Here is a 17753-nt window from a genome sequence, read left to right on the forward strand (position 1 = left end):
CTTCTCTCGCCCTGGACCACAAGATCGGAACATTCTGCCGGCGGCAGGGCCAATCCCGGCAGGATGGGGCGCCTCCGGGTGCCAGACGGGCACGGATTGCGAGCTGCCCCTCTGCTAGATTTGCGCTTATCCCTCCTGTGCGGTCCGATCGACGGCCGCTTCAATCACGTGGCTTGTCATGACGACTGTCGAAACGGTTCTGGCCGATCTTGTGGCCTTTCCCTCTGTTTGCCGGACGCCGAACGCGGCGATCATCGAGCATGTCCGCCGATACCTCGCGAGCCATGGTGTCGAGAGCGTCATCGTCCCGGGGCCGGAAGGGGATCGCGCCAATCTCTTCGCCACCATCGGACCGCGTGAGCCGGGCGGGATCATTCTCTCGGCCCATCTCGACGTCGTGCCTGCTGCCCCCGAGGGCTGGGTCGGACAGCCCTTCGCCTTGCGCCGCAATGGCGACCGCCTGATCGGGCGCGGCGCTGTCGACATGAAGGGGTTTGTGGCCAGCGTGCTGGCGAGCGTGCCGGATCTCACCTCGCGCCGGCTGGTGCGGCCGGTCCACATCGCGCTCTCCTATGACGAGGAGGTCGGCTGCGTCGGCGTTCGTCACCTGATCGCGCGGCTGCCGGAGCTTTGCCCCAGGCCGGCTGGTTGCATCGTCGGCGAGCCGACCGATCTCCATCCCGTCTTGCGTCACAAGGGCAAGATCGCTCAACGCGTCACGGTCGAGGGCAAGGCCGGGCACTCGTCGCGGACCGATCTCGGCGACAATGCCATTCACTACGCTGCGGAGTTGATGGCTGCCGTGCATGCCGAGGCGCGCCGGCATGCGGTGGAGGGCCCCTTCGCCGACAGCTTTGCCCCGCCCTATTCCACGATCCAGGTCGGCACGGTGCGGGGGGGAACCGGCATCAACATCGTTCCGGCGCAATGCGTCTTCGAGGTCGAGGCTCGCGCCATCGCTGGACAGGAGCCGGCCGGACTGCTTGCCTTCCTGCCGCGCGAGGCGGAGCGGATCCATGCGGCTGCTGTCGCGGATGGGCACAATGTMGTCTTCGGCTTCGAGACGATGAGCGACTATCCGCCGCTCGATCTGCCCGATGAGGATCCGTTGGTCGGGTTGACCGAGGACGTCTGCGGGAAGCCGCGCCAGCAGGCCGTCAGCTTCGGGACCGAGGCCGGGCTCTTTCAGGCCGCGGGCATCCCTGCAATCGTCTGCGGGCCGGGTGACGTGAACAGGGCGCATAAGCCCGAGGAGTATATCACCGATGCGGAACTGGCCGGCGCGATGGCCATGATTGCGCGGATTGGCGATCGTTTGTCCTCCTGACTCAGGCTGTCAGCGCAGTTCTGGTTRATCGCCTGAGGCCGTGCATGAATGTCGGCACGGATCATCCGGAGGAGACTGACCATGCCTGATCGCCAGCGTGTCGAGGCTTTTGTCGCAGCCGTCGTGAGTGGCGATCATGTCGGCGCCATCCGCGACTTCTACTGCGAGGATGCTTCGATGCAGGAGAACGGCGCCGAGCCGCGCCGCGGACGCGACGAATTGATGGCGCATGAGGCCAGGGCACTCGTCCGGCTCAACCGGATGCACACACATCCCGCCCGGGCCGTGCTGGTCGATGGTGACCGGGTCGTGATTCACTGGATCTTCGATGCCACCGACAAGCAGGGTGTGACGCGGCGGCTGGAAGAACTCGCGATCCAGCGCTGGCGCGGCGACCGCATCGTCGAGGAGCGCTTCTTCTACGATACCGGATCGGCCTGGCAGGTCGTCGAGCCTGTGCGTTAGATGTCCATCAGGGCAGAGAGCACCGGCAAGCCGGAGCGGTTCAAGCTGGTCGTGTCAGTCTATGTGATCTTTGGGCGGGGGAGCGAACTCCTGCTGCTGCGGCGCGCGAACACGGGTTACGAGGACGGCAATTACGGTCTCGTCTCCGGGCATCATGACGGCAGCGAGCCGCTGCGAGCAGCGGCCGCGCGCGAAGCGAAGGAGGAGGCGGGCGTCGAGATCGATCCGGCCAGCCTGACCTTCGCAACTGTGCTCCACCGATCGCAGGACGAGGAGCGGCTGGATTTCTTCTTCGAGGCGCGCAGGTGGCAGGGCGAGCTTCGCAATGCCGAGCCTGAGAAATGCGCCGAACTGGCCTGGTTCCCCATCGATGGCTTGCCGGAGAACACGATTGCCTATGTTCGCGAGGCCATCGCCCATTGGCAGTCCGGCACTCGCTATTGCGAGTTTTGGCGGGAGAGCTGACGCGCCCCGCTACGACAGCACGCCGCGATAGGGCGCAGCCACGATCAGGCAGCAATTGCCGGGCCGGACGCGGCCGGGCTGGCGGCGGCCGTAGAGGATGCCGTCGGCGGCATAGTGCAGCGTCTCGGGCGGGCGGGTCGGGTCCCAGGTGCAATGGATGCGGCCGGCCGGCTGGCCGGCCCTGACCTTGGCGCCATTGGCGTGGAAGGGTTCGAAGACGCCGTCGACGGTGGCATAGACATAGGCCGAGGTGCCGGGCAGCTCGAGGATCTGGCCTTCGCCGCGCTTCGGCTCCGGGGTGTCGCGCGCGACGATGCCGAGATGGTCGAGCACATTGGCAACGCCGCGCCGGCAGACCTTGAGCGCCTCCAGCGAAACCGTGCCGCCGCCCGCCATCTCGGTGCCGACGGTGACGAGCCCGTTGCGGCAGGCCGTTGCTGTTGCGGTGCGCGGCTCGCCGAGATTGCTGATCACCACCGTCATCGGCGCGTCGAACGCCTGCACTGCGGCGACATTGCGCGCGTGCAGCGCCGGATCGTCGGTCGGCTCGACGATCGCGCTCGGGATGATGTCGAGCGAGGAGCCGCCTGAATGCAGGTCGAGGAAGGCGTCGCCGAGCGGCAGGATATGGTCGCTGACAAAGGCGGCGATCTGCTGGGTGATGGTGCCGCGCGGGTCGCCTGGGAAGGTCCGGTTGAAATTCAGGCCATCGACCGGCGACGTCCGCTGGCCGGCGATGACGGCGTGCGAATTGTTCGCCGGCATCAGGATCAGCCGGCCTTGCACGCGGCCGGGATCGAGATCGCGGATCAGGTCGCAGATCGTGATCGGCCCCTCGTATTCATCGCCATGGTTGCCGCCTTCGAGGATCGCCGTCGGGCCGGAGCCGTTCTTGATGATCGCGATCGGGATCCGCGTCGCGCCCCAGGCGTCGTCATGCGGCGAATGCGGAATCATGACGAAGCCGACTTGCTTGCCGTCGCGCGCGGGATCGACTGTCAGGAAGGCGCTGGACGGACGGGGCGTGGGTTTCTGCTTGACGCTGGTCATGGCTGGCTCGCGGGCGCGCCGAGGCTCTTGGGGCGGCAATCCGGCCCGGTGGCGCAGTCTGAAGGGAAAATGCCGGGCGCGGCCCGCGCCCGGCTGATGTCTGGCGTCGCTCAGAGCGTCGGCAGCGGGTCCATCGGCATGTCCAAATACTTGCGATGCAGCCGGTCGAGCTCGCCGTTCATCGCATTGAAGAAGATGAAGCCGTCGAGCCAGCGCACGAGATTATGCTGATCCATCTGCACACCCATATGGGCCGGGCTGCGGCGGATGACGAACTTGCGCTCGAATTCCTTGTTCGGGTTCTGCTTCGCCAACGCCTGCGCGACGATGCTGTTGGTGGCGAGCAGGTCGGCCTGGCCGGTGATATAGGCTGCCGCGGCCGTGGCGTCGTCCTCGGTGCGCATCAGGCTCGCCTTGGGGGCGGTTGCCGAGATCGCGAGCTCCTGCGTCGTGCCCTTGGCGGCGACGACGCGGGCGGAGCCGATGGTCTCGGGGCTGCTGACCGGCGAGGCCTTGGCACCATAGACGGCCAGGAAGGTATTGGCATAGGGCGCGGTGAACTGGATCTGCTTGGCGCGCTCCGGCGTCAGCCCCATCACCGAGATCACGATATCGACCTTGTCGGTGAGCAGGAACGGAATCCGGTTGGCGCCGGTGATCTGCTGCATCTCGAGCTTCACGCCGAGGCCCTTGGCGACCATCTCGGCCATCTCGATGTCGAAGCCGATCGGCTTGCGGTTCTCGTCCTGAGCGCCGAAGGGCGGGGCGTCGAGCGGCACGCCGATGCGTACCACGCCCTTGGACAGGATGTCCTGGAGCTTGTCGGCCCGGGCTTCGGCTCCGCCAAAGACGGCAACAGTCAGTGCAGCCAAACCTGCAAATAGCGAACGCATGTTTCGTCTCCCCTCGTTGTGCAACTGGTGTCGATCGGCCTCCTCAGTGCAGGACCGCGCTGAGGAAGGTCTGTAGTTCGGGCGTCTTCGGCTCGGCGAGCACCGCCGCGGCCTGGCCTTCTTCGTGAATGCGGCCCTCGTGCATGAAGACCACGCGCGAGCCGAAGCGGCGGGCAAAGCCCATCTCATGCGTGACGAGGATCATCGTCATTCCGTCCTGCGCCACCGATTCGAGCACCTTCAGCACCTCGCCGGTGAGTTCGGGATCGAGCGCCGAGGTGACCTCGTCGAACAGCATCAGCTTGGGCTGCATCGCGAGCGAACGGGCGATGGCGACGCGCTGCTGCTGGCCGCCGGAAAGCTGGGACGGGAAGGCGTCGAGCTTGTCCTCCAGCCCGACGCGGCGCAGCACGTCGCGGGCGATCTCGCGGGCTGCGTCTGGCGCCTGCTTCTTCACCACCCGCGGCGCGAGTGTGATGTTGTCGCAGACCGAGAGATGCGGGAACAGGTTGAAGCTCTGGAAGACGATGCCGACCTCCTGCCGGAGCTTGCGCAGGTTGGTCCTGGGATCGTTCACCTGCACGCCGTCGACGAGGATCGAACCGCCCTGGATCGGCTCGAGGCCGTTGATGCAGCGCAGCATGGTGCTCTTGCCGGAGCCCGAGCGCCCGATCACGGCGATGATCTCCCCCTTCGCGACGTCCAGCGAGACGTTCTTCAGAACCTGGACCGCGCCATAGCTCTTGCTGATCCCCTTGATTTCAACGAGCGACATCGAGCTTCCGCTCGAGCGAGCGGCTCCATTGCGTGAGGGGGAAGCACATCAGGAAGTAGATGCAGGCGACGGTGATGTAGACGGCGAAAGGCTTGTAGGTGCCGGCGGCAGTGAGCTGGCCCTCGCGGGTCAATTCGACGAGCCCGATCGTCGCGGCGAGCGAGGTGTTCTTGATGAGCTGGACGAGGAAGCCGACGGTGGGCGGGATTGCGACGCGGATCGACTGCGGCACGATGATGTGGCGCAACTGCTCCCAGAGCGACAGGCCGAGCGAGGCGCCGGCCTCCCATTGCGTCTTGGCGATCGAGATCAGCGCGCCGCGCCAGATTTCGCCGAGGAAGGCGCTGCCATAGACCGAGAAGGCGACGGCGGCTGCGAACCACGGATTGACCGAGATGCCGATCAGCGGCAGGCCGAAGAAGATCAGGAACAGCCAGACCAGCAGCGGCGTGCCCTGGACGATATGGGTGTAGCCGGCCGCCAGCCAGCGCAGCGGCGCGAAGGGCAGGATGCGGACGACGGCGATGACCAGGCCGAGCAGGGCGGCTCCGGTGAAGGCGGTGACGGTCAAGGCCACGGTCCAGCGCGCCGCCGCGACCAGGTACATCACATCGATCAGGCCGAAGGAACGGATCATCGCCTGACGAACGCCCAGTAATAGATGCCGGCAAAGAGGCCGCGGAAGGCCAGCGCGAGGCCGAGATAGAGCACGCCGATCACGGTGTAGACTTCGAAGTCGCGGAAGGTGCGCGACTGCACGATCGAGGCCGCGTGGAACAGGTCCTCGACCGAAATCTGCGAGACCACGCTCGTCGCCAGCATCAGCAGCACAAATTGGCTGGCGAGCGCGGGAAACATCGATTTCAGCGCCGGGAACATCACGATGTAGCGGAAGACCTGCAGGCCGGAGAGGCCGAGCGAGTGGCCGGCCTCGGTCTGCGCCTTCGGCACCGCTTCCAGCCCGGCCCGGACGATCTCGGTGGTATAGGCGCCGAGATTGATGACGAGCGCGATGATCGCCGCCGTCAGGCCGTCGAGCCGGAGGCCGAAGCTGGGCAGGCCGAAGAAGATCAGGAAGAGCTGGACCAGCAGTGGCGTGTTGCGGATCACCTCGACATAGCCACCGACGATCCGCTTCAGCCAGCCCGGTCCATAGACCCGCGCCGCAGCACAGGCGACGCCGATGACGAGGCCGCCGAGCATCGCGCAGGCCGAGAGCAGCAGCGTGATCCAGACGCCGTCGAGGATCGACTCCCACGCCGCAAACACATCCCGAAACTGCAGGCCGTATTTCATCGCGCTCAGACCGCCACGGCCGCAGGCGGCGTGACGGCACGCCCACAACAAACCGACAGAGTGATCAGCGATGGTGTCATTGAGCCTCCCCTTTACAAGAGGCTAGGTTGGCTTCTTATTTGATGTCAAGCTTCACATATGAAACGAGGCAGCATGCCTGACCTTCCGGAAACAGATGACGGCGAGAAGGCCTCCTATTCCGCTCCGGCTCTGGAGAAGGGGTTGGATATTCTCGAGCTGCTGGCGGATGTCGGCGAGCCGCTATCGACCCGCACCATTGCCGAGCGACTGGAGCGTTCGAAGAGCGAGATCTTCCGCATGGTCTTCGTGCTGCAGCAGCGCGGATATCTGGTGCGGGAGGCGGGAACGGACAGGCTCGCACTGTCGCGACGATTGTTCGATCTCGGCATCAGGACGCCCAGCGGGCGGCAGTTGACCTCGGTCGTACTGCCTCTGATGGAGCGCTTCAGCGAGGAGAGCGGGCAGGCGGCTCATCTCGTCGTGCTGAGCCGTGCGCAGACCGTGGTGCTCGCGACGACCTCCGGACATCTCGACGCGACGGTTACCGTGCGGCCGGGCTATGGCAGGCCGGCGCTGGAGGCCAATTCCGGATTGCTCATCCTGGCGTTCCAGACACGGGCACGGCGTCTGACCCTGATGAAGGATGCCGATAATGAGGCGCGGACGCGGCTAGAGAGCTCCGGCGTTGCAGCCATCTTCGCGATGATCAGGGAGCAGGGACACCAGATCGCACCAAGCCGCGACATTCTGGCGGTTACCGATATCGCCTGCCCGGTCATCGGACCGGCGGGCTATGCGCAGGCGGCGATCCTGGTGCCATGCCTGCAGCGCCATGGCGTGCAGACCAATGAGAAGGCGATCCTCACCAGCCTGAAGGCCTGCTGCCACGAGGCGGGGCTGCGCCTGGCCTATAGCTGACCAGGCGCAGGATGTTGGATCAGGCGGTGACGGGCTGCGGCGTGTAGCCGGCCGCCGTGACGATCGCCGCGATGGCGGCGCGGTCACTGGTGCCCAGGACGCTGACCAGTTTCGAGGCCGGGTCGGCCTGGACGCGGGTTCCGGGAAGGCCAATTTCGATCGCCTTGATGATCGTACCGGCGCAATGCCCGCAGGTCATGTCCTCGACGCGGAAGCTGAGTGTTCCCGCGCCCTGAGGCTGTGCCTGAGTCCCAGGTGTCGTCTTCTCGCTATGACTCTGGCATCCGCACATCGTTCTGCATCCTTTCTGAGGGGTATGAAGGGAGCCTAAAGCTTCCCATGATGGGAAGGTCAAGCGCCCTCTGCGGGATGCCGGCGCACATCATGGGGAGGATCCGGCCCTCTCGCGGAGTGTTGAAAATTGGCCTTGACCTTCCCATCATGGGAAGGATCATACCCCTCGCCATCAACATGCGGAGATCAAGCCATGGCGATGGCACGGACAGCGGGAAGCCCCGTTAGAGAATTTGAGATCGAGATCGGCGGGATGACTTGTGCTTCCTGTGTCGGGCGCGTCGAACGCGCCGTGAAGGCCGTCGACGGCGTCGGCTCAGTCGCGGTCAACCTCGCGGCCGAACGAGCGCGTGTGACCCTGTCTTCCGGCGGTAGCGATGCCGGCGCGATCGCGGACGCGATCCGCGGCGCCGGCTACGAGCCCACCGAGCGCACCGTCGAGCTGAAGATCTCCGGCATGACCTGCGCGTCGTGCGTCGGCCGGGTCGAGCGGGCGCTCAAGGCGGTGCCGGGCGTGCTCGACGCGACCGTGAATCTCACGACCGAGCGTGCCACCGTGCGGACTCTCGGCGGTGCGGGCCAGATGCAGCAGCTCGTCGCGGCCGTTGCAGGGGCGGGCTATTCCGCCGAAGCGGCGAGCATCGATGCCGGAGCCTCGGATCGCGAGCAGCAGGCGCGCGAGGCGGAGCAGGCGGGTTTGAAGCGCGCGGTCATCATCGCCGCAGTCGCGACAATCCCGCTGCTCGTCTTCGAGATGGGCTCGCATATGTACGAGCCGCTGCACCATTTTCTCGCCGGGCGTGTCGGCGAGTTCAACATCAAGCTCGTGTCCTTCCTGCTCGCGACATTCGTCCAGTTCGGGCCGGGCCTGCGCTTCCTGAAGAAGGGGTGGCCGGCCTTGCTGCGTGGCGCGCCGGACATGAATTCGCTGGTCATGCTCGGTACCAGCGCGGCCTATCTGTACTCGACGGTGGCGACCTTCGCGCCGGAGTTCCCGCCTGACGGCACGGACTACACCTATTTCGAGGCCGGTGCGGTCATCGTCACGCTCGTCCTGACCGGACGCTGGTTCGAGGCCAGAGCCAAGGGCCGGACCAGCGAAGCGATCCGGCGACTGATGTCGCTGCAGGCGAAGTCGGCGCGTGTCCTGCGCGACGGCGTCGAGGCCGATGTCGGGATCGAGAGCGTTGTTCCGGGCGATGTCGTCATTGTGCGTCCGGGGGAGCGCATCCCGGTCGATGGTGAGGTTCTCGACGGCGTGTCCTATGTCGACGAGGCGATGATCACCGGTGAGCCGGTGCCCGCCCGCAAGGAAGCGGGGGCGGCTGTGACCGGTGGCACGATCAACGGCACGGGCGCCTTCCGTTTCACCGCCACCAAGGTCGGTGCCGATACGCTGCTTTCGCAGATCGTCCGCACCGTCGAGGCGGCGCAGGGCTCGAAGCTGCCGATCCAGGCCATGGTCGACAAGGTGACGATGTGGTTCGTCCCAGCCGTGATGGCGCTCGCGCTTGTGACCTTCGCGGCCTGGTCCGCCTTCGGCCCCAGCCCCGCCTTCTCCTATGCTCTCGTCAACGCGGTCGCCGTGCTGATCATCGCCTGCCCCTGCGCGATGGGATTGGCGACTCCGACTTCGATCATGGTCGGCACCGGCAAGGGCGCCGAGCTCGGCATCCTGTTCCGCCAGGGCGATGCGCTCCAGGGTCTGAAGGATGCGAAGATCGTGGCGCTCGACAAGACCGGAACCCTGACCAAGGGCAAGCCGGAGCTGACCGATCTCGTCACCGCCGAGGGCTTCGAGGAGGCCCTGGTGCTGCGGCTGGTCGCCTCGGTCGAGGCTCGCTCGGAGCATCCGATTGCGGAAGCGATCGTTGTCGCTGCCCGCCAGCGCGGCCTCGCCCTCGCAGAGGTGTCGGAGTTCGCGGGTGAACCCGGCTTCGGCGTCAAGGCCGTCGTCGAAGGCCGGACGATCGAGATCGGTGCCGACCGGCTGATGGGGCGTCTCGGGCTCGACCTCTCGCCCTTCACGGAGGCGGCAGGCCGCCTGGGCGATGCCGGCAAGACGCCGCTCTATGCGGCGATCGACGGCAGGCTCGCTGCGATCATCGCGGTTGCCGATCCGGTCAAGGCCACGACCCCCGAGGCTATCGCATCGCTGCATCGGCTCGGCCTGCGCGTCGTGATGATTACCGGCGACAACCGGCGTACGGCTGAGGCGATTGCCGCGAGGCTTGGCATCGACGAGGTCGTGGCCGAGGTTCTGCCGACCGGCAAGGCCGAGGTGGTGGCCGGGCTCCAGGCCGGTGGCGCTAAGGTCGCCTTCGTCGGGGATGGCATCAACGACGCGCCCGCCCTGGCCAAGGCCGATGTCGGCATCGCCATCGGCACCGGCACCGACATCGCCATCGAGAGTGCCGATGTCGTGCTGATGTTGGGCGATCTGAATGGTGTCGCCAATGCCATCGCGCTGTCACAGGCGACGATCGCCAATATCCGCCAGAACCTGATCTGGGCCTTCGGTTACAACGCCCTGCTGATCCCGGTGGCTGCTGGCGCGCTCTATCCGAGCTTCGGCATCCTGATGTCGCCGATGTTCGCCGGACTGGCCATGGCGCTGTCGAGCGTCAGCGTCCTGACCAATGCGCTGCGCCTGAAGCGCTTCCGCGCTCGCACGCCGGCCCCGTTGCAGGACCAGCGCGCCGCCAGGCTCGCGTTGGCGGGGTGAGACTGTAGGAGGAGCATGAGAGATGAACATCGGACAAGCGGCAACAGCCTCGGGCGTCAGCGCAAAGATGATCCGCTACTACGAGAGCATCGGGCTGATCGAGGCTCCGGTGCGCACCGAGGCGGGTTATCGTGTCTATGCCAGTGACGACGTCCACACGTTGCGCTTCGTCAAGCGCGCCCGGAATCTCGGTTTCTCGATCGAGGAAACGCGTGAACTCCTGGCGCTCTGGCGCGACAAGAGCCGGGCCAGTGCCGATGTGAAGGCGTTTGCCCTGCGCCACATCGGCGAGCTCGAGGCGCGGATCGGCGAGCTTCAGGCGATGGTGAAGACGCTCGGCCATTTGGCGCATCATTGCCACGGCGACGGTCGCCCCGATTGCCCGATTCTCGAGGACCTCGCCGATGCTCCCGTCCGGCAAGCCGCGGTTCCGGCAGGCTCTCGCGGCAGGGTACGGCATCACGCCTGAAGCCGGACAGGGCGGGCGCCCCGCAAGGCGCCCGCCCCACATCGACGGCTTAGGTTTCCCGGAAAGCGCGCGCCATGCTGTCCTTCAGCGGCTGCATCAGATATTCGAAGAACGTGCGTTCCTTCGTCTGGATATAGACCTCTGCCGGCATGCCGGCCGTCGGCTGGAAATCGTGGATCGCGGCGGCGCTGTTGCTGTCGAGGCGGACCCGTACGACATAGAGATCGGACGTATTGGGGTAGCCGCGCTGCCTTTCATCCGGCAGGGCGTCGGCCGAAATATAGATCACCTTGCCCTTGATCATCGGCGTCGTGCGCTGATTGAGGGCGCTGAGGCGGATGGTCGCGACCTGACTGTGCTTGATCTTGTCGATATCCTGAGGACGGACATGCGTCTCTATGACGAGCTCTTCCTGCAGCGAGACGATCTCCATGATGCTCTTGCCCGCCTCGATGACACCGCCGGCTGAGTGGTAGCGCAGCTTGACCACGGTTCCCTTGACCGGAGTGACGATCCTGGCGCGGTCGAGAACCCCCTTTACCGTGTGTATGCGTTCACGGACATCGTTCAGATCKGCACTGACGTCCTGCAACTGCTCCGATGCGGCCTTGATCGCGTTCTTTCTGACACCATCGATCTGCTCGACTGCGCGAGCGATGCGCTCCCGCGCGTCGCCGATGTCCCCGGTGATCCGGCCGGCCTCGCCGCGTAGATTGGCGGCGTTGCGTTGAAGCGCGAGGACGTCGGGCTTGCGGATATAGCCACGGTCCAGCAGGGCCTGTTTGCCAGCGAGCTCTTCCTTGAGGAGTTCGCTCTGCTGGGCGACGGCGGCAAGTTGGGCCTTGCTGCCTGCGATTCTTTCCTCCAGCCCGTCGATGCCCTTTTGCTGAGCCGAAATGTCATTGGAGATGTTGTTCTGGCGGGCAATGAAAGTGGCCGTCTGCGCCTGGAGCATCGCGGCGACGTCGCGGTCGGTGCTGCTTGCGATCAGGTGGGGGGGGAATACCAGTTGGGACCGACCGGCCGCCTCGGTGTTCAGCCGCGCTTCGACCGCCTCCAGCCGCATCTGCTTGAGCAGGTGCCGGCGGAGTTCCGCCCGGGAAGAGGTGTCGTCGAGCTGCACGAGCAACTGGCCGGGCAGGACGACGTCGCCCTCTCGCACCATGATCTCGCGGATCACGCCGCCTTCGAGATGCTGGATCGTCTTGTTCTGTCCCGTGGTCACGAAGACCCCCGGCGCGATCACGGCGCCTGAGATCGGTGCGGTATTGCCCCAGACGCCGAAGCCCATTACCGTCATCAGCATGATGCCGATGCCGCTGAGTTTCGCCCAGCGGGTGTTGCGCGGGACGTCGCCATACCAGGGCTGGGCTGCGATCATTGCGGTCATCGTGCGTCTCTCCACCCTTGCAAAACGCCCGACTGCCCGCCCCGGCAGGGGCGTGGCGGCACAGAATCTCAGTTCGGCCTTGGCGTGTTGTCGATGCTCCGCTGCCCGACGATCAGGGGCAGGATCTCGTCGCGTGCGCCGATCGCCTGGACCGCGCCATCCTTGATCATCATGATCTTGTCGACGCTGCGCAGCAGGGCCGGTCGCTGTGTCACCGCCACGACCGTCATGCCTCGCGCCTTGGCACGCTCGAAGGCTCGCGCCAGCGCGGCCTCGCCGATCGTGTCGAGATTGGAGTTGGGCTCGTCGAGAACGACCAGTCTCGGATTGCCGAAGAAGGCACGGGCGAGCCCGAGCCGCTGCTTCTGGCCGCCGGAGAGCGGGCTGCCATCGATGCCGATCTGCGTCTCGTAGCCATGTACGAACTGCGCGACCATTTCGTGGATGTCGGCGATCTCGGCAGCCTCGTACACATCCTCGTCGCTCGCGTCGTCCCGCATCCTGGCGATATTGGCCTTGATCGAGGCTGGGAAGAGTTGCGTATCCTGGGGGAGATAGCCGACATTCTCGCCGAACTGCCGCGGGTCCCAGTTGCGCTGCTCCATCCGGTCGAGCCGCACCGTGCCGGCCGTTGGCGTGATCGAGCCGACCAGCATGCGCGCGAGCGTCGACTTGCCGCTGCCCGAGGCGCCGACGATGGCAAGCGAGTCGCCGGGTTCGAGGCTGAAGCTGATGCCGTTCAGGATGACCTTCTTGTTCGGTGGCGGCACATAGAGGATGCGCTCGACATCGAGGCGGCCCTTGGGGTTCGGCAGCTTCAGCCGATCGAGATTGAGCGGCGAGGCCTGCAACAGGGCCTGAACCCGGGAATAGGCGGCACGCGCGTGGATAAAGCTGCGCCAGCCTTCGATCGTGCCTTCAAGCGGGGCCAGCGCGCGGCCCGCGACCACTGATGACGCGATGACCATGCCGCCGGTGAGGGATCCTTCCAGGGACAGCCAGGCACCCCAGCCCAGCATGGCGATCTGCGTGCCGAGCCGGAAGAACTTCGACAACCCGGTCATCATGATGTTGCGGTCCTGGGCGCTGACCTGCGCCTTCAGGGATTCCGCGGTCTCGCGGCCCCAGATCAGCACGCCCTCCGGGATCATGCCCATGGCGTTGATGACCTGCGAGTTGCGCGACATCGCTTCCGATTGAAGATTGGCGCGCGTCGCAAACGCGCTCGACCTTGCGAAGGGGACGGCCGTCAGCTTCTGGTTGAAATAGGCGACCACGAACAGGACGATGGCGGCGACCGTGACGATGTAGCCGAGATGCGGATGAATCAGATAGACTGCCAGCAGGTAGATCGGTGCGGTCGGTGCATCGAGCATCGTCAGGATGACCGGCCCGGTCAGGAAGCTCCGGATCTGCTGAAGATCGGCGAGTATCTGGAACTCCCGATTCGAACCGCTCTGGGCCGCCTTGGCTGCCGCGCTGAGAACGGGGCCGCCGAGCCGGCTTTCGACATCCACGGCAACCCGCATCAGGATGAAGCGGCGCATCATGTCGAGCAGGACATGGGCCAGGATCGCGACCATCACGATGATCGAGAGCATCATCAGCGTGTCGAGGCTGCGGCTGGTCAGCACCCTGTCCGACATCTGGAACAGATAGATCGGGACAGCCAGCACCAGCGTGTTCACGACGATCGAAAAGATCGCGACGATCACCAGGTTGTGGCGCGCCTCCGCGAGCCCTTTGCCGAGGACCTGCTGGAAATCGCGATCCCCGAGGCGTTGTTCGAGCGGTGATCGGCCGCCGCTGCCACCGCCCCCTCCGCCACCACCTGTTCCGCCCTTGCCGCCCCCAGGACCGTTCGATGTCGTCGTGCCTTGCGGGCTGCCGGCGCCTCCGACCGGTCGCAGATTGGGGACGCTGTCGGCGGGAGGAGCGCCATGCTTCGCCTCGGCGCGCAGCGGGGCTTGCCCTGGTGAGGCCTGACGGGCCTCGCCGGCCATGCGGTCGTTTGAATTGGCGACCAGCGTGAGCGGGGGCGGGGGCCTGCCAACGGTCGTCCCGAGCGGCGTGGCTCCGGGCAACCTGGTGGCATCTGGACGGTTCGATGGTGCGGCTGGAACGGCTTCGTCGGTCATGGAGAGCCCTCGGATGCGTGCTGGCCTCAAGACATGATGTTGGAGGTGAGGTGATCGTGCTGGGACGGGTCGGGTATGACCGGGCGCGATACGGAGGAGTCCGATACGGAGTGCGAATCCACGTCATGCGCGAAGGCGACGAGTTCGGGCACCAATGTCTGGGTGTCGTGGATGGTGACCTTGTCGGTGTCGGTGATCATGTTGGTCTGGATCAGCACGCTCTCCTCGTAGGCGTCGCCACCCAGGTATTTCGAGGTCGAAAGCGTGCCCGGATCTATGATGTGCGCCTCATTGAGCACCGTGTTCCCGCCGGCGGCGACGCCCTGGGTCGTCCCGGGCTGAGCATTGGCCTGGACGACCTGGTCGGCGTCGTTCAGAACACTGATCTGGGTGATGACGTTCACGTCGTAATAGTCGCCGGGCACGTAGAGGACGTGCAGCGTTCCGAACCTGTTACCGTTGAGTTGCCAGTTGGCGTCGGGCGTCAGAATTGTAGAGTTCTGATCAAGCGCGCCGAGAAGATCGTAATGCGCCTGCTGCATCGGCTTGAATGCGACGCTGTCATAGGTCGTGATATCTGCGAGATTGGTAAGGTTGTTGAAGCCTGTGGTGACAACGGTAATATCGCTGCCGTGGCCTGTTRCAAACAGCTTGGCGCTGTCTGAGTCCAGAACGATGTTGTACTGGTAGATCCAGTCGGCACGGTGATAGTTGCCGCCAATGATGATGATGTCGTAGCTGTCCAGGCCGGTGATCTGAGCGAGATTGAGCTGGGCGTTCTCGCCGCTCTTCACGTCGAAATAGGTTCCGTTCTCCGCCTGAACGATCCTGTCGCTATCGTTCAGTCCATTGAACTGAATGACGGATTTCACATCATAGAAGCTTCCCGGCATGACATCGACCGACCAGAAGGGGGTCGCTGCGGCGCCGTTTGGCGCGATCGTCATCGTATGCGTAGCGAATTCCGCGATGTTGTGGACTTCGTTGCCATGGCTCTGAACCAAGGGGGCCAGCGTGCCATCGACGGCGACGTCGACATGGTCGTTGTCCACGAGGACATTTACCTGCGCGATGCCGCGGCTGAAGAAATAATTGCCGCCCACGATCATCGAGCCGGTTGCTTCGTTGGCGTCGACGATGACCGCAGCATTTGCCAGCATGTTCAGCCCGGTCTCCGAGACGACGGCGACCCCGCCTGTGGGTTCGGCGGCTGTAATGGATTTGGTGATGCTGTCGGCCGCGTCGGCCAGGCGCCAAGGCGCGACCTCGGCAAGGCTCGGCACCGGTGGATCGCTCGCGTTGAGCGCGCCGTCGACAATTCTGCCTTCCATGGCATGTGAGACAGGGCTGCCGTCGGAATAGGGGCTCCCCGTTTCGGCCCAGCGCATATCGCGACTTTCGATAGCCGCTATCACGCTCTGGGTCGTGCCGCCCTGAAGCGCCGCGACCTCGCCGGGCACAGCGCTCTGCGCCTGGTGCAGCATGTCGCTCAGGACGCCGTCGAGATGAAGTTCGGGGGGCACGACGAGAGTGCCGTCAGGATAACGGATCGCGTCGGATGTCAGCAGATCCCGGTCGTCCGCCTGATTGACCTGGTGGATCGAGAGCAATGTCTCGGTGCCGCCGTTCTGATACCCCACAGTGACGATCTTGTGGCTGGTGACCATATAGCCATAGTCGTTATCGACGCTGTCGGGCGCATCGAGGCGATGTGGAGGCGGATGACTCGATGGGAGGATTCTGGCCGGCGGAGTGAAGGGTGTGGGCGTCAGGCTGTGGAGGGCGGGACTGTCGTCGGAGACGTTCGGCGCCCGAAAGAACACGGGTTGCGAAGCCGTTTCATCCGGTGTGATGGGCGCAACGCGATCGTAGAAGCGATCGCCCCCCTCGTCCGACACGACCCGGGACGCTTCGCCGTCATAGGTTTCGCGCGCCCGCATTTCATCAATGAAGACGCGAAGATAGCCGGCAAAATGCCATATCGTTTCGGTAAAGCCGCCAATGTTCATGGCACACTCTGCACTATTGCCTGGCAAGGCCGGTCGCGAGGGCACCAGGCATTGCGTGGGCTCAGGGGCTCACCGGCCCCGAGCAGGGAGCGCGCGGGGAGGCGACCCCGCGCGTCCGAGCATAGCTTGCCTTCCGAGCGTTGGGACGCTCAAAGTGTGCCGATGTCGTGACCTGCGACGGTCAGGTGATCGACGGAGTTGAACTGGACATTTGCGCCCATGGCGATGTGCTGTGTGAAGGCCTCCTGGGTCAGGGCCACGTTGGCAGCAGCCGCGCCGATGCCCGAGTAGCCGTCACTTCCGCCATGGATGTCGCCGAAGCTCGACGATGCTGAGCCACCCGTGGCCGTGGCGGTCATGGAGAAATCGCCAACCGCTTCCGGGATATGGCCTGGACCATAGCAGGACGGGTCGAGCCCACCAGAGTTGAAGTTCACCGACGGATTGGACAGGCTGTCATTGTCGGTGAGGTTGTTGACCTGCGCGATATTGAAGTTGTTGCCGTCATCCGTCGTCTGGGTGACGACGGACGGCATCACGATCGAGTCGTGGATGTCGTGAATCGAGTCGATATCCATCACCCGGTTATCGACGGGTGGCACGAGGGCGCCACTGAGGTCGAGGTCGACCTTTACATTGACAGTGGTGTCGACGGCGGTCTGAACGTGGTTGATGTTCTCGTTGTAGTTGAGGTTGCCGTTCAGGTTGCCATTGGCGTTCAGATTGCCGTTGCCGTTGAGATTCAGGTTGCCGTTGTCATTCCAGACGGAGGTGTCGACGGCCTGCGCGGAGTACTGCGCCTGGCCTTGTCCCTGCCCCTGGCCTTGTCCTTGCCCCTGACCTTGTCCCTGCAATTGGGCTTGAATCTCAGCCTGCGCCTGATCCTGGCTTGGATCCTGCGGGTGATAATCGTTGTTGTTCGGCATGGTGCTTTCCCGTCAAAAAAGGAAAGGCACCCTTCCGCTCGTTGATCGCCGCGTCCCTTCTGCGCTGCGCCGATCCACTTGCGTTGGATGCCATTAGTGCGGAATATTGATAATTTATGTCGAATGAATGTCCCGCCTATCTACGCAAGGAACGTTCTTCAAGATTTCGTACTGGCGACAGCAGAAACCCCTTAATTGACTAAGTCATTGTTTGCGTCTCCCGATATTAATTAGTTGATATAAGTAATAATTTTTCTGAACTATTAGTCTGGTTCGATATTGGGCCAGAGTGTGCGAAATGAAATCTGAGACATATAATTTTATGAGTCATATACTAGCAGATAGGTATAAATTCTGAATATTATTTAAAATTATTGAATGTAATATTCATTATTGGCGAACAATTTCTTTTTGTTGCCTAAATTGATAAATGTCTCAGAAATAATGTGACAATTTGGGGGTTGTGTGCATTATTCCCGATCAGCAAACATCCAACTATGCCCTTGCGGCGTCAATGTATCGAATTATTACCCATTTTCAGACTTTATTGACTTTCAATTACCCATCTGGGACCATGTTTTCGGGTTGGAGG

At 64.1% G+C, this 17753-nt stretch carries 16 protein-coding genes; 6 read left to right on the top strand and 10 right to left on the bottom strand.

What is annotated here, in order from left to right; genetic code table 11:
- The first annotated feature begins 178 nt into the window (after positions 1–178).
- The 3 genes from argE (at position 179) to AC1DJT_RS00935 (ending at position 2257) form a co-directional block, all read left to right on the top strand.
- Complete coding sequence (gene argE, locus AC1DJT_RS00925) at positions 179–1327, top strand: acetylornithine deacetylase (RefSeq protein WP_441507524.1); 1149 nt, start codon at positions 179–181, stop codon at positions 1325–1327.
- A gap of 81 nt (positions 1328–1408) precedes the next feature.
- On the top strand, positions 1409–1792 hold the full coding sequence (locus AC1DJT_RS00930) for a nuclear transport factor 2 family protein (protein ID WP_441507525.1): 384 nt from the start codon (positions 1409–1411) through the stop codon (positions 1790–1792).
- Positions 1793–2257, top strand: coding sequence for an NUDIX hydrolase (locus tag AC1DJT_RS00935; RefSeq protein ID WP_441507526.1), 465 nt, complete (start codon positions 1793–1795; stop codon positions 2255–2257).
- 9 nt (positions 2258–2266) lie between these two features.
- On the opposite strand, the gene AC1DJT_RS00940 is transcribed toward AC1DJT_RS00935, so the two are convergent.
- From AC1DJT_RS00940 to AC1DJT_RS00960, 5 genes are all read right to left on the bottom strand, one after another.
- Entirely contained in the window at positions 2267–3307 is a 1041-nt protein-coding gene (locus AC1DJT_RS00940) for a succinylglutamate desuccinylase/aspartoacylase family protein (protein WP_476769327.1), read from the bottom strand.
- Positions 3308–3417: 110 nt separating this feature from the next.
- Positions 3418–4200, bottom strand: a complete 783-nt coding sequence (locus AC1DJT_RS00945) for a transporter substrate-binding domain-containing protein (protein WP_476833350.1) — start codon at positions 4198–4200, stop codon at positions 3418–3420.
- A gap of 43 nt (positions 4201–4243) precedes the next feature.
- On the bottom strand, positions 4244–4975 hold the full coding sequence (locus AC1DJT_RS00950; protein ID WP_113519325.1) for an amino acid ABC transporter ATP-binding protein: 732 nt from the start codon (positions 4973–4975) through the stop codon (positions 4244–4246).
- Positions 4962–5612, bottom strand: coding sequence for an amino acid ABC transporter permease (locus AC1DJT_RS00955; protein WP_069877846.1), 651 nt, complete (start codon positions 5610–5612; stop codon positions 4962–4964). The genes AC1DJT_RS00950 and AC1DJT_RS00955 overlap by 14 nt, the downstream gene beginning before the upstream one ends.
- A complete protein-coding gene (locus AC1DJT_RS00960; protein WP_441490320.1) occupies positions 5609–6271 on the bottom strand; it encodes an amino acid ABC transporter permease in 663 nt (220 codons plus the stop codon). The genes AC1DJT_RS00955 and AC1DJT_RS00960 overlap by 4 nt, the downstream gene beginning before the upstream one ends.
- Before the next feature lie 153 nt (positions 6272–6424).
- On the opposite strand from AC1DJT_RS00960, the gene AC1DJT_RS00965 reads away from it, so the two are divergent.
- Positions 6425–7210, top strand: coding sequence for an IclR family transcriptional regulator (locus AC1DJT_RS00965; protein WP_441507529.1), 786 nt, complete (start codon positions 6425–6427; stop codon positions 7208–7210).
- Between the two features lie 19 nt (positions 7211–7229).
- Here the strand turns inward: AC1DJT_RS00965 and AC1DJT_RS00970 are convergent, their stop codons facing one another.
- The gene (locus tag AC1DJT_RS00970) at positions 7230–7502 is read right to left on the bottom strand and encodes a heavy-metal-associated domain-containing protein (protein ID WP_441507530.1); all 273 of its coding nucleotides are present in this window, start codon (positions 7500–7502) and stop codon (positions 7230–7232) included.
- Between the two features lie 195 nt (positions 7503–7697).
- Here AC1DJT_RS00970 and AC1DJT_RS00975 point away from each other — a divergent pair, with 195 nt between their 5' ends.
- Both AC1DJT_RS00975 and cueR read left to right on the top strand, forming a co-directional pair.
- Positions 7698–10229 carry a heavy metal translocating P-type ATPase gene (locus AC1DJT_RS00975; RefSeq protein ID WP_476769330.1) on the top strand — a complete coding sequence of 844 codons (2532 nt, stop codon included), beginning with the start codon at positions 7698–7700 and terminating at the stop codon, positions 10227–10229.
- A gap of 22 nt (positions 10230–10251) precedes the next feature.
- A complete protein-coding gene (gene cueR, locus AC1DJT_RS00980) occupies positions 10252–10698 on the top strand; it encodes a Cu(I)-responsive transcriptional regulator (protein WP_476769331.1) in 447 nt (148 codons plus the stop codon).
- Between the two features lie 49 nt (positions 10699–10747).
- Here cueR and AC1DJT_RS00985 read toward each other — a convergent pair whose 3' ends face one another.
- From AC1DJT_RS00985 to AC1DJT_RS01000, 4 genes are all read right to left on the bottom strand, one after another.
- Positions 10748–12088: an HlyD family type I secretion periplasmic adaptor subunit gene (locus tag AC1DJT_RS00985; protein ID WP_441507531.1), complete on the bottom strand. Its 1341-nt coding sequence runs from the start codon at positions 12086–12088 to the stop codon at positions 10748–10750.
- Between the two features lie 68 nt (positions 12089–12156).
- A complete protein-coding gene (locus AC1DJT_RS00990) occupies positions 12157–14226 on the bottom strand; it encodes a type I secretion system permease/ATPase (RefSeq protein ID WP_476833351.1) in 2070 nt (689 codons plus the stop codon).
- Positions 14227–14252: 26 nt separating this feature from the next.
- On the bottom strand, positions 14253–16235 hold the full coding sequence (locus tag AC1DJT_RS00995; protein WP_476833352.1) for a hypothetical protein: 1983 nt from the start codon (positions 16233–16235) through the stop codon (positions 14253–14255).
- 149 nt (positions 16236–16384) lie between these two features.
- Positions 16385–17161, bottom strand: a complete 777-nt coding sequence (locus AC1DJT_RS01000; protein ID WP_441507534.1) for a hypothetical protein — start codon at positions 17159–17161, stop codon at positions 16385–16387.
- Positions 17162–17753: the final 592 nt, after the last annotated feature.

This window comes from Allobosea sp. 05T422_2, from assembly GCF_056396265.1.

Excerpts from the sequence above, each read along its gene's own strand:
- cueR (WP_476769331.1), top strand. The coding sequence starts at position 10,252 with ATGAACATCGGACAAGCGGCAACAGCCTCGGGCGTCAGCGCAAAGATG.
- AC1DJT_RS00970 (WP_441507530.1), bottom strand. The coding sequence starts at position 7,502 with ATGTGCGGATGCCAGAGTCATAGCGAGAAGACGACACCTGGGACTCAG.
- AC1DJT_RS00990 (WP_476833351.1), bottom strand. The coding sequence starts at position 14,226 with ATGACCGACGAAGCCGTTCCAGCCGCACCATCGAACCGTCCAGATGCC.
- AC1DJT_RS00955 (WP_069877846.1), bottom strand. The coding sequence starts at position 5,612 with ATGATCCGTTCCTTCGGCCTGATCGATGTGATGTACCTGGTCGCGGCG.
- AC1DJT_RS00945 (WP_476833350.1), bottom strand. The coding sequence starts at position 4,200 with ATGCGTTCGCTATTTGCAGGTTTGGCTGCACTGACTGTTGCCGTCTTT.
- AC1DJT_RS00960 (WP_441490320.1), bottom strand. The coding sequence starts at position 6,271 with ATGAAATACGGCCTGCAGTTTCGGGATGTGTTTGCGGCGTGGGAGTCG.
- AC1DJT_RS00935 (WP_441507526.1), top strand. The coding sequence starts at position 1,793 with ATGTCCATCAGGGCAGAGAGCACCGGCAAGCCGGAGCGGTTCAAGCTG.
- AC1DJT_RS00950 (WP_113519325.1), bottom strand. The coding sequence starts at position 4,975 with ATGTCGCTCGTTGAAATCAAGGGGATCAGCAAGAGCTATGGCGCGGTC.
- AC1DJT_RS00975 (WP_476769330.1), top strand. The coding sequence starts at position 7,698 with ATGGCGATGGCACGGACAGCGGGAAGCCCCGTTAGAGAATTTGAGATC.
- AC1DJT_RS00930 (WP_441507525.1), top strand. The coding sequence starts at position 1,409 with ATGCCTGATCGCCAGCGTGTCGAGGCTTTTGTCGCAGCCGTCGTGAGT.
- AC1DJT_RS00940 (WP_476769327.1), bottom strand. The coding sequence starts at position 3,307 with ATGACCAGCGTCAAGCAGAAACCCACGCCCCGTCCGTCCAGCGCCTTC.
- AC1DJT_RS00965 (WP_441507529.1), top strand. The coding sequence starts at position 6,425 with ATGCCTGACCTTCCGGAAACAGATGACGGCGAGAAGGCCTCCTATTCC.
- AC1DJT_RS01000 (WP_441507534.1), bottom strand. The coding sequence starts at position 17,161 with ATGCCGAACAACAACGATTATCACCCGCAGGATCCAAGCCAGGATCAG.